The 10,201-nt window shown below is 72.7% G+C and carries 10 protein-coding genes; 5 read left to right on the forward strand and 5 right to left on the reverse strand.

Annotated elements, in window-relative coordinates; all coding sequences use genetic code 11:
* Window positions 1-120 precede the first annotated feature (120 nt).
* On the forward strand, window positions 121-1,539 hold the full coding sequence (locus IQ251_RS10610) for an AAA family ATPase (protein ID WP_193928319.1): 1,419 nt from the start codon (window positions 121-123) through the stop codon (window positions 1,537-1,539).
* Between the two features lie 102 nt (window positions 1,540-1,641).
* Here the strand turns inward: IQ251_RS10610 and IQ251_RS10615 are convergent, their stop codons facing one another.
* Both IQ251_RS10615 and IQ251_RS10620 read right to left on the reverse strand, forming a co-directional pair.
* Window positions 1,642-1,830 carry a hypothetical protein gene (locus IQ251_RS10615; protein WP_193928320.1) on the reverse strand — a complete coding sequence of 63 codons (189 nt, stop codon included), beginning with the start codon at window positions 1,828-1,830 and terminating at the stop codon, window positions 1,642-1,644.
* 301 nt (window positions 1,831-2,131) lie between these two features.
* The gene (locus tag IQ251_RS10620; RefSeq protein ID WP_193928321.1) at window positions 2,132-2,368 is read right to left on the reverse strand and encodes a BldC family transcriptional regulator; all 237 of its coding nucleotides are present in this window, start codon (window positions 2,366-2,368) and stop codon (window positions 2,132-2,134) included.
* Window positions 2,369-2,556: 188 nt separating this feature from the next.
* Between IQ251_RS10620 and IQ251_RS10625 the strand changes: the two genes are divergently transcribed.
* The 3 genes from IQ251_RS10625 to IQ251_RS10635 are packed head-to-tail and all read left to right on the forward strand — an operon-like array spanning window position 2,557 to window position 4,604.
* Window positions 2,557-2,895 (forward strand): DUF4229 domain-containing protein, encoded by a 339-nt coding sequence (locus IQ251_RS10625; RefSeq protein WP_193928322.1) that lies wholly within the window; start codon window positions 2,557-2,559, stop codon window positions 2,893-2,895.
* A gap of 38 nt (window positions 2,896-2,933) precedes the next feature.
* Window positions 2,934-3,992 (forward strand): L-cysteine desulfhydrase Cds1, encoded by a 1,059-nt coding sequence (cds1, locus tag IQ251_RS10630; RefSeq protein ID WP_193928357.1) that lies wholly within the window; start codon window positions 2,934-2,936, stop codon window positions 3,990-3,992.
* 15 nt (window positions 3,993-4,007) lie between these two features.
* Window positions 4,008-4,604: a DUF3558 family protein gene (locus IQ251_RS10635; RefSeq protein WP_193928323.1), complete on the forward strand. Its 597-nt coding sequence runs from the start codon at window positions 4,008-4,010 to the stop codon at window positions 4,602-4,604.
* A 31-nt stretch (window positions 4,605-4,635) separates the two neighbouring features.
* Here the strand turns inward: IQ251_RS10635 and IQ251_RS10640 are convergent, their stop codons facing one another.
* The 3 genes from IQ251_RS10640 to IQ251_RS10650 all read right to left on the reverse strand — a co-directional run bounded on the left by IQ251_RS10640 (window position 4,636) and on the right by IQ251_RS10650 (window position 8,105).
* Complete coding sequence (locus IQ251_RS10640) at window positions 4,636-5,508, reverse strand: 1,4-dihydroxy-2-naphthoate polyprenyltransferase (protein ID WP_193928324.1); 873 nt, start codon at window positions 5,506-5,508, stop codon at window positions 4,636-4,638.
* A gap of 42 nt (window positions 5,509-5,550) precedes the next feature.
* Window positions 5,551-6,801, reverse strand: a complete 1,251-nt coding sequence (menE, locus tag IQ251_RS10645; RefSeq protein ID WP_193928325.1) for an o-succinylbenzoate--CoA ligase — start codon at window positions 6,799-6,801, stop codon at window positions 5,551-5,553.
* 380 nt (window positions 6,802-7,181) lie between these two features.
* Window positions 7,182-8,105 (reverse strand): 1,4-dihydroxy-2-naphthoyl-CoA synthase, encoded by a 924-nt coding sequence (locus IQ251_RS10650; RefSeq protein WP_193928326.1) that lies wholly within the window; start codon window positions 8,103-8,105, stop codon window positions 7,182-7,184.
* Window positions 8,106-8,240: 135 nt separating this feature from the next.
* On the opposite strand from IQ251_RS10650, the gene menD reads away from it, so the two are divergent.
* Window positions 8,241-9,911 (forward strand): 2-succinyl-5-enolpyruvyl-6-hydroxy-3-cyclohexene-1-carboxylic-acid synthase, encoded by a 1,671-nt coding sequence (gene menD, locus IQ251_RS10655; protein ID WP_193928327.1) that lies wholly within the window; start codon window positions 8,241-8,243, stop codon window positions 9,909-9,911.
* The last annotated feature ends 290 nt before the right edge of the window (window positions 9,912-10,201 follow it).

Consider the following 10,201-nt stretch of genomic DNA (forward strand, 5'->3'; position numbering starts at 1 on the left):
GGCCCCCGGTGACGCGGGCCCGCGGTCGCGACTACGGTGCCGATTGACGCCGGAGTTCGGTGGATCTCCCGGTCCGCGGAGCTCCTGCGGGATGCGGTTCGCGATGTTGGAGGGGCAGCGGTGACCGGTCAGTACGAAGAACCCGAGGGGCGCGACCGGGGCGCCGCGCCCCGGGACGGCGGACGGTCCGGGGAGCCCTACGTCGAGCCGGAGACCAGGCCCGCGCATCCGACACCGTCCTATGTGGACCCGTCGATGCCGGAGCAGGCGCCGGGGGCGCCCGCGTTCGGGCAGTCCCCCCAATCTCAGCCCTCCGCGCCGGTGCAGCCGCCGTGGACCGAGCAGCAGCCGCCCGGGGTGTCCGGACCGCATCCCGGAGTCGCGGGCGGTCCGTCCGGGCCGCAACCGCCGGTCCAGCCCCAACCACCCGTCGGGGGGTCCGGGCCGCAACCCGGCGCGCACGCCGTGCCGGGCACCCCGGACCAGCAGTTCCCGGGCCACGCGCAGGGTCCGGGCCAGGCGCACGTTCCGGGGCAGGCGTTCCCCGGACCCGGCCAGCCGCACGTCCCGGCGCAGCCGCCCTTCCCGCAGGGGCCGGCGCCCGGGCCGGGGCAGGACCTCTCGTCCGCGCAACTGCTGCGCCAGGCCAAGCGGACTCCGCAGTCCGGCTGGCGCAAGGCCGTGTACCTGCTCAGCGGCAAGACGATCAACCTCGGGGAGAGCCCCGCCGACGTGCGCCGCAGGGAGCTGATCAGCCGGATCAACCAGCCGCTGCACGGCTGCTACAAGATCGCGATGCTCAGCCTCAAAGGCGGAGTCGGCAAGACGACCACGACCGCCACGCTGGGCTCGACCTTCGCCTCGCTGCGCGGCGACCGGGTGATCGCGGTGGATGCGAATCCGGACCGGGGGACGCTGAGCCAGAAGATCCCGGCGGAGACCACGGCCACCGTCCGGCACCTGCTGCGCGACGCGCACCGGGTGCGCAAGTACAGCGATGTGCGCTCCTACACCTCGCAGGGGCCGAGCCGGTTGGAGATCCTGGCCAGCGAGCAGGACCCGGCCGTGTCCGAGGCGTTCAGCGAGGACGACTACCGGCGCACGGTGACCATGCTGGAGCACTTCTACAACGTCGTGCTCACCGACTGCGGGACCGGGCTGATGCACTCGGCGATGAAGGGCGTGCTCGACGTCGCCGATTCGCTGGTGATCGTGTCCTCCAGCTCGATCGACGGTGCGCGCAGCGCGTCGGCCACGCTGGAGTGGCTGGACGCGCACGGCTACGGGCAGCTGGTCTCCCGCTCGGTGGCGGTGATCAATTCGGTGCGCCCGGCGGCGGGCAAGGTCGACGTGGACAAGCTGGCGGCGCATTTCGGTTCGCGGTGCCGCGCGGTGGCCAAGATCCCGTTCGATCCCCACCTGGAGGAAGGTGCCGAGGTCGAGCTGGACCAGTTGGCGGCACCGACCCGGTTGGCGCTGCTGGAGCTGGCCGCCGTGGTGGCGGACGACTTCCAGCACGCGCCCGGCCGGCAGGGCTGAGCGGGGCCCGGTGCGGCGACCGGCGGCGGGTCCACCGGTCCGGTCGCGGCAACAGCCGTGCGGCTCGGGCCACCCGGATCCGCAGGACCGCCCGACGCCGGGTTACTCGTCGTCGTTGCCGGAGCGCGGTTTGCGCTGCTGCTCGTCCAGTTTCCGGAGGAAGTCCGGGTCGTCGTCGGGTGCCACCGGACCGCGCCGGTCGCGCTGCCCCGGCGCCTGTTCCGGGCCGAACGCCTTCCACAGCAGCACCGCAACGGTGATCGCGCCCACCGCCGCCAGCAGATAGATCATCGAGGCCACCTCCAAGCTGTCCCACTTCGAGGTTAGCCAATCCCGGGGGCGGGTGTCGTCGCCGCTGCGGGGCATCGTTTGCGCGCGGCAGCCCGTCAGCGGCCGGAACTCGGCACGCTGGAACTCCGCGCGCTGGAACCAGCCGGGGTGCGTGCGCCGGCTGCGGGTCCAGGTGGCGCCTCGGCCGGGTGCGAGGAACCACCTGGACCCGCCCGTCGGCCGGGACCCGGTTCGCGACCAGGGGTGCATCCGCGATCGAAGGGCATCCGCGGTGCCGCCCTGCGTGCGTTCCGGGCCGGGATCAGAACGACTGGCCGCCGGGCTGGTTGATATCGCTGGTCAGCTCGGCCAGCAGCGTGCGGACCTCGGACTCGCGAAACCGGCGGTGCCCACCGGGGGTGCGGATGGATCCGATCCGCCCTGCGGTGGCCCAGCGGGTCACGGTCTTGGGATCGACGCGGAAGAGCGCGGCCACTTCCCCGGGGGTGAGGAGCTGCTCCTGACCGTTCTGCCGGGACTGCTGGGTCGTCGCGGTCACAGGTGACCTCCAATGGATGCGAATAGGCATTCGGGCATACCGGTCGCATCCTGGCACCTCGACCGCCAGGTACTCGAACATTTGGCTCCAGGTAAAGGGAAGGTAAGGGACGAAACCGGCCCTTCGGGCGGTGCCGCTGCGCCCGGGTGCGGGAGGGGGGTCGGTCGGTTTCCTCTACCCTTGGTGACGTGCATGGACAGCAAGAAGCCGAACTCCCTGCCGAATCCGGATCCACCGCCGAGCCCGCTTCGCCCGGATCCGGCCTCGCGCGCGATATCGCGCTGTACACGCTGGCCAGGTTCGGCCTGGTGGCCGCCGTCGCCGCGATCCTGCTGGTGGCGGGGGTTCCGCTCCTGGTCGCCCTGGCCGTGTCGGTCGTCGCCGTGATGCCGTTGTCGATGCTGGTGTTCGGCACGCTGCGGGTGCGGGTGGCCACCGGCATCGCCGAACGCGGGCAGGCGCGTAAAGCTCGACGTGACCGGCTGCGCGCGCAGCTGCGCGGCGACCGGGACGACGAACCGCAGTGACGAGCATCGACCGGTCGAGCGCGCGCACCAGGGACTGGATGCGCGAGGCCGTCCGGCTCATCGAGGCCGACGCCAACCGCAGTGCCGATACGCACCTCCTGCGCTACCCGCTGCCCCCCGAGTGGGGTATCGACCTCTACCTCAAGGACGAGTCAACACATCCAACGGGATCGCTCAAGCACCGGTTGGCCCGCTCGCTGTTCCTGTACGCCCTCTGCAACGGGTGGGTGATCGACGACACACCTGTGATCGAGGCGTCCTCCGGCTCGACGGCCGTCTCCGAGGCGTACTTCGCCCGCCTGCTCGGACTGCCGTTCATCGCGGTGATGCCCCGGTCGACCAGCCGGGAGAAGGTCGCGCTCATCGAGCAGCACGGCGGCCGCAGCCACTTCGTCGACGAACCCGGCGCCATCTACGACGAGTCCCGCACCCTCGCCGCGGAGCTCGGCGGGCACTTCATGGACCAGTTCACGCACGCCGAGCGCGCGACCGACTGGCGGGGCAACAACAACATCGCCGAGTCGATCTTCCAGCAGCTGGCCCTGGAACGGCACCCGGAACCGGCGTGGGTCGTGGTCGGCGCCGGTACCGGCGGCACGAGCGCGACCATCGGCCGCTACGTGCGCTACCGCCGCTTCGACACCCGCCTGGCGGTCGTCGACCCGGAGCGCTCGGTGTTCTTCGAGGCGTGGCGGGATTCCGACCCGGGGCGGACCGGTGACCGGGGCTCGCTCATCGAGGGCATCGGCAGGCCCCGGGTGGAGCCGTCGTTCGTCGGCCAGGCCATCGACCGGATGATCAAGGTGCCGGACGCGGCCTCGATCGCCACCGCCCGCTGGGTGGAAGGGGCGCTGGGTCGCCGGGTGGGCGGATCCACCGGCACCAACCTGTGGGGCGTGTTCGAACTCGTCGGCGAGATGGTGCGCGCGGGGCGCACCGGCAGCATCGTGACCTTGCTGTGCGACGGTGGGGAGCGCTACACGCACACGTACTACGACGACGATTGGGTCGCCGAGCAGGGACTGGACCTCGCCCCGGCGCACGCGGTCCTGGACCGGTTCCACAGCACCGGTGAGTTCGCTCCCGGGCACGGTTGATCGGCGGAAGGGTTGGTGGCGGTGAGGCGTCGCGCGCGGGTGACCGCGGTTCTGGGCAGCGGGTTGCTGGCGATCGGTCTGGCCGGATGCGGTGCGGACGGGCCGGAGCAGTCCGCGCCCGCGCCGTCCGGTGAACCCAGCAGGACCACCACGTCCGACGCCGAATCGGTGACCCCGTCCATCAGCCGCGACGTGCCACCGGACGAGCGGGTCCGGTTGTCCGGCATCGCTCCCGAGGAGCTGTGCCGGCTGGTCAGCCCGCAGGAGATCGAGGAACTGGCGTTCGCCGTGGGTACCGGCCGGCCCCGGCAGGTCGGTTCGGACCCGGTCATCCCCGGGTGCGTCTTCGAGGACCGCTCGGAGGGGCGGTCCGAAGGGCGCTCGGTGCTGATCGGCGTGCAGCCGGGCGGTTTCCAGGACCTCGGCCGCGAGGAGGTCGACCTGGGCGGCCGTCCGGGGACCCAGCGGCTGAGCGCCGGGGACTGCACCGTGTTCTCCGCCGTTCCGGGTGGGGTGCTGCAGGTCTCGATCAGCGCGGCCGAAGCCGACCACGACGAGTGCGAGACCGGGCAGGCGGTCGCGCAGTACGCGCTGGCCGGCGTCGCGGGCTGAGCCCGCCCCCGCCGGATCAGCCCCCGCCGGATCAACCCAGGGCGAGTGCGACGGCGCTGACCACCGACCACACCAGCATCGAGATCCCGGTATCCCGGACGGCGGGGATGAGCCGGCGTCCCGCCGCGCCGCTGATCACGGCGCGCAGCGGCACGATCAGCGCGGGCAGCGCCAGGAAGCCCAGCAGCGCCCAGCTGTTGCGCAGCCCGATGAGCACCGTGATCAGGAACGGGATCAGCGCGAGGGCCACGTAGAGCGTCCGCGTGTCCCGGTCGCCGAGCATCGCGGGCAGCGTCCGCTTTCCGGACTCCAGGTCGGAGGGGATGTCGCGCAGGTTGTTGGCCACCAGCACGGCGCTGGAGAACGAACCGACCGCCACCGCGGCGCCGATGCCGAACCCGCTGATGGTGTCGGCCTGCACGTACATCGTGCCGAGCACCGCGACCAGCCCGAAGAACACGAACACCGCGAGCTCGCCGAGCCCGGCGTAGCCGTACGGGCGCCGCCCTCCCGTGTAGTACCAGGCTCCGGCGATGCACAGCGCGCCGACCAGCAGCAGCCACCAGTGGCCGGACAGCAGCACCACGGCGAGACCGGCCACCGCCGCCACGCCGAAGCAGGTCCACGCGGCGCCGCGCACGGCCTCCGGGCGGGCCGACCCCGAGCCGACCAGGCGGAACGGGCCCACCCGGTCGAAATCGGTGCCGCGGATCCCGTCCGAGTAGTCGTTGGCGAAATTGACGCCGATGATCAGCGCGAGCGCCACTACCAGCGCCAGCGCCGCGATGAGCGGCGAGAACCCGCCTGCCCCCGTCGCCGCACCGGTGCCCGCGAGCACGGGTGCCACGGCGTTCGGGAACGTCCGGATCCGCGCGCCTTCGATCCACTCCGAGACAGTCGCCATGCCGGACATCCTCGCGCACGGCCGCACGCGTCCGGAGCGCGGTCAGCCGGTGCCGGACTCCAGGCGGCTGCGCACCAGCTCGGTCAGTGCCTTCCGGTCCGGCTTTCCCGGACCGCGCAGCGGCAGCGCGCTCAGGAACTCGACGTGCTTGGGCGCGGCGGCCGGTGCCCGCTCGCGAACGGCGCCGCGCAGTGCCTCGGCCGACGGCGGCGCGTCCGGATCCGCGGGCACCACCGCCGCCACCACGGCCTGGCCCCACTCCGGATCGGGGACGCCGAGCACGCAGGCCTCGCGCACCCCGCGCTGCGCGACCAGCACCTGTTCGACCGGGAGCGGTGCGATGTTCAGGCCCCCGCTGATGATCACGTCGTCCGCGCGGCCGAGCACTTCCAGCGTCCCGTCGCGCAGCGCGCCCAGGTCACCGGTGCGGAACCAGCCGCGGGCGAAGGCCGGATCGGCGGGGCGGCCGCGGTATCCGCGGGCCAGCATCGGTCCGGACAGCAGTACCCGCCCGGTCGTTGCCGGATCCTCCGCCACGGCGGGATCGGGGGTGTCCGCCTCGATCCGGACCCGGGCGATGTCCAGCGGTGTCCCGTCGTAGACGCAGCCGCCCGCGGTTTCGCTCATCCCGTAGGTGGTGACGACCTGCACCCCGGTGTCCCGCGCCCGCTGCAGCAGGGCGGGCGGCGTGGCGGCTCCGCCGAGCAGCACGGCGTCGAAGCGGCGCAGCGCGTCCAGCCCGGCCGGGTCGTCGAGCAACCGGCCCAGTTGGGTGGGCACCAGCGCCGTGTAGTGCGCCGAGTCCGCGGCCAGGCAGCGCTGCGCGGCATCGGTGAACCGGTCCGGGCGGAACCCGTCGGAGGTGTCCACCGCGTGCGGTGTGCTGCCCGCGGTGATCGAGCGCACCAGTACCTGGATCCCGGCGATGTGCTGCGCGGGCATGGCCAGCAGCCAGTGCCCGGGCCCGCCGAGGTGCCGGTGGGTGGCCTCGGCCGAGGAGCGCAGCGCGCCGGTGCTCAGCAGCACGCCCTTCGCCGCGCCGGTGGATCCGGACGTGGCCACGACCAGGGTCGTGGGGTCGTCGGGATCGTCCTCACCCGGGCCGAGCGACTCCCCCGCCCCGAGCTGCGCGGCCGGGTCGTCCGCGGGTCCCGCGCCTGCGGTGCCGCCCGCCGGTACCGGGAGCAGTGCCGGTCCGTCTCCGGAGAGGGCGCGGCGCAGCGCGGGGAGGATGTCGAGCGCTGCCTCCCCCTGCGGGACCGGGAGCGGCTGCAGCACGCGATCTGTGGGCATGCTCCCCATTCTCGGGGTCCCCGCCGCCCCGGCACCGCGGGCGCCGGGGAGAACCGCGTCACGTTCCACTCCTCGCCGAGATCACCGGATCCAGCGATGGCGGAGGGGAATTATTCGCTGGATCATGATTCGTGAGGGCGATGCAGCGGGGAATCATGATGCGCAGTGGGTGGGTGAGTGCGGTGCGATCGGTGCGCGCGGGACGACAGGTGCGTGCGGGGCGACGGGCGAGGACGGCGGTGTCGGCGCGCAGCGGCGGATCCGCGGGAATCCGCCGCTGCCGGGGTGCGGGCGATGCGCCTGCCCGAGTCCCGGCAGCGGCGGTGCGCTCGGCAGGGGTCGTGCGCCCGGCGGTCGGGGTGAGCTCGGCCGCGCCGCGCTCAGAAGTACCAGGGGTAGGCCGACCAGTCCGGCGTCCGCTTCTGCAGGAACGCGTCGCGGCCCTCGGCGGCCTCCTCGGTCATGTAGGCCAGCCGCGTGGTCTCCCCGGCGAAGACCTGCTGGCCCACCAGCCCGTCGTCGAGCGCGTTGAACGCGTACTTCAGCATCCGCTGCGCGGTCGGCGACTTGCCGTTGATCTCGCGGGACCACTGCAGCGCGGTGCGCTCCAGCTCCGCATGCGGAACCGCTTCGTTGACCATGCCCATGCCGTGCGCCTGCTCGGCGTCGTACGGGCGGCCGAGGAAGAAGATCTCCCGGGCGAACTTCTGCCCGACCTGCCGGGCGAGGTACGCGGAACCGAAACCGCCGTCGAAGCTGCCCACGTCCGCGTCCGTCTGCTTGAACCGGGCGTGCTCGGCGCTGGCCAGCGTGAGGTCGCACACGACGTGCAGGCTGTGCCCACCGCCGGCGGCCCAGCCGGGCACCACGGCGATCACCACCTTCGGCATGAACCGGATCAGCCGCTGGACTTCCAGGATGTGCAGCCGACCGGCCTGCGCCGGATCGACCGTGTCCCCGGTCTCCCCGTCGGCGTACTGGTATCCGGACTTGCCGCGGATGCGCTGGTCACCACCGGAGCAGAACGCCCAGCCGCCATCGCGGGGGGACGGCCCGTTCCCGGTGAGCAGCACGCACCCGACGTCGCTGGTCATCCTGGCGTGGTCGAGGGCCCGGTAGAGCTCGTCGACGGTGTGCGGGCGGAAGGCGTTCCGGATCTCCGGTCGGTCGAACGCGATGCGCACGGTGCCGCCGCCGGGGCCTTCTTCGACGCTGCGGTGATAAGTGATGTCGGTGAACTCGAAGCCCGGCACGGGCTCCCACACGGACGGATCGAACAGCTCGGAAACACGCGAATTCTGCACGCCTGGGACAATAGGGCCCGCAGGCGCTCGATGGGGGCCCTCCCCGACGGATCCCCGGCGCGGCGCGGAGGAACGGACGCAGGAACGATGTCCCGCGTTCCCGGAATCCGGCACGATAGGTCCAGAGGTGATCGGTTGAACCCCTCCACGGCGCAGGCCGAGGTGATCGTCGACGAGCTGGTGCGCAACGGGGTGCACCGGGTGGTGCTGTCCCCCGGTTCGCGCAACGCACCGCTGTCCTACGCGGTCCACCGCGCCGGGCAGGCCGGGCACCTCGACCTGCACGTGCGCATCGACGAGCGCAGCGCCGGGTTCCTGGCCCTGGGCATGGCGGCGCGCTCCGGCGATCCGGTCGCGGTGATCTGCACCTCCGGGACTGCGGCCACCAACCTGCATCCGGCGGTGACCGAGGCGTTCCACTCCGCGATCCCGCTGATCGTGCTGACCGCGGACCGGCCACCGGAACTTCGCGCGGCCGGGGCCAACCAGACCATCGAACAACACGGGTTGTTCGGCACCGCGGTCCGGATGTTCGACGAGCTCGCGGTGGCGGAGAACCGCCCGGGGCAGAACGCCTACTGGCGCAGCCAGATCTGCCGGACCTGCTCGGCGGCCCGCTCGGGGTCGGGTGGCGGCCCGGTGCACCTGAACCTGCCGTTCCGCGAACCGCTCGTGCCCACCGGCGACGAGGAGTGGTGCGAGTCACTGGCCGGGCGGGCCGGGTCGCGCGGCTGGACGGACCTCTCCACGCGGGACCGCGCGCCGAGCACGCTGTCCGGGGCGACGTCGCCGCGCGGTCTGGTGCTCGTCGCCGACCAGGCCGCCGATGTCGCGGGGCGCTGGGCGCAGCGTCGCGGATGGCCGGTGCTCGCGGAGACCGGCGCGGTGGGCGTGCCCGGCAGCTCGACCATCGGCACCGGAATGTGGTTGCTCAACCTGCCCGAGTTCCTTCGCGCGCATCGGCCGGAGCAGGTGGTGTGCGCGGGACGTCCGACGGTGTTTCGGCAGGTCCAGCGCTTGCTGTCCGAGAGCGGGGTCGAGGTGCGGCTCGCGCACTCCGGTGCGGACTGGCCCGCTCCGGCGCACAACCTCGCCGAGGTGGCCGAGGCGTTCGGCCCACCGGACGGCCCGGTCGATCCGGACTGGTTGACCAGCTGGCAGGAGGCCGACCAGAAAGCCACCGCGGCGCTGCACGGTGCACTGGATCTGGAGCACTGGCCCAGCGGTCCGGCCGTGGCCCGGGATCTGGTGGAGGCGGTGCCGTCCGGTGCGCTACTCGCCCTCGGCTCCTCCAATCCGACGCGGGACGTGGCGCTGGCCGCGCCGTACCGCCCGGACGTGCGGGTGCACCGCAACCGAGGTGCCGCGGGCATCGATGGCACGGTGTCCACCGCCGTCGGCGCGGCGCTCGCGCACGACGGTCCGAGCTACGCGCTGCTCGGCGACCTCACGTTCCTGCACGACGGCAACGGTCTGCTGCTGGGGCCGCATGAACCGCGGCCGGACCTCACCGTGGTCGTGCTCAACGACGACGGCGGCGGGATCTTCTCCCTGCTGGAGCAGGGAAGCCCGGAACACAGCGAGGGATTCGAGCGGGTTTTCGGTACCCCGCACGGCACCGACCTCGCAGCGCTGTGCGCCGCGCACCACGTGGAGCACGTCCGGGTCCGGCAGCGCTCCGAGTTCGCCGAAGCGCTGCGGCCCAGCCCGGGCCTGCGGGTCGTGGAGGTCTGCGCCGATCGGTCCGGGCTTCGCGCGGCGCACGAACGGTTGGAGGCGGCGGTCCGCTCCGCTGTGCTGGGCTGAATCGGCGATCGGTCGGTTGCGGGCGCCCGTTCTCCGGATTTCGTCGCCGGGTGCGGACGAAAGCACCCCGGTTCTCCGGTCTTCCGCGCCCCGGTGTCGACTGGCTTCGGCTCGGGCTCGTACTCGTCGATCTCTGCGGCGAGCCCGGTGCTCGTTCCCGTTCGGGCGGGTGCGAATTCGCGCGGTGCGCAACGGAATTCGGGGTGCAGCGGAATTCGGGGTGCAGCGGAATTCGGGGTGCAGCGGAATTCGGGGTGCAGCGGAATTCGGGGTGCAGCGGAATTCGGGGT

The organism is Saccharopolyspora montiporae (genome assembly GCF_015209505.1).
Taxonomy (GTDB): Bacteria; Actinomycetota; Actinomycetes; order Mycobacteriales; family Pseudonocardiaceae; genus Saccharopolyspora; species Saccharopolyspora montiporae.

What these genes read in the sequence shown, in the direction of transcription:
- menE (WP_193928325.1), bottom strand. Translation starts at nt 6,801, where the DNA reads ATGCCCACAGATCGCGTGCTGCAGCCGCTCCCGGTCCCGCAGGGGGAG.
- IQ251_RS10640 (WP_193928324.1), bottom strand. Translation starts at nt 5,508, where the DNA reads ATGGCGACTGTCTCGGAGTGGATCGAAGGCGCGCGGATCCGGACGTTC.
- cds1 (WP_193928357.1), top strand. Translation starts at nt 2,934, where the DNA reads ATGCGCGAGGCCGTCCGGCTCATCGAGGCCGACGCCAACCGCAGTGCC.
- IQ251_RS10615 (WP_193928320.1), bottom strand. Translation starts at nt 1,830, where the DNA reads ATGATCTATCTGCTGGCGGCGGTGGGCGCGATCACCGTTGCGGTGCTG.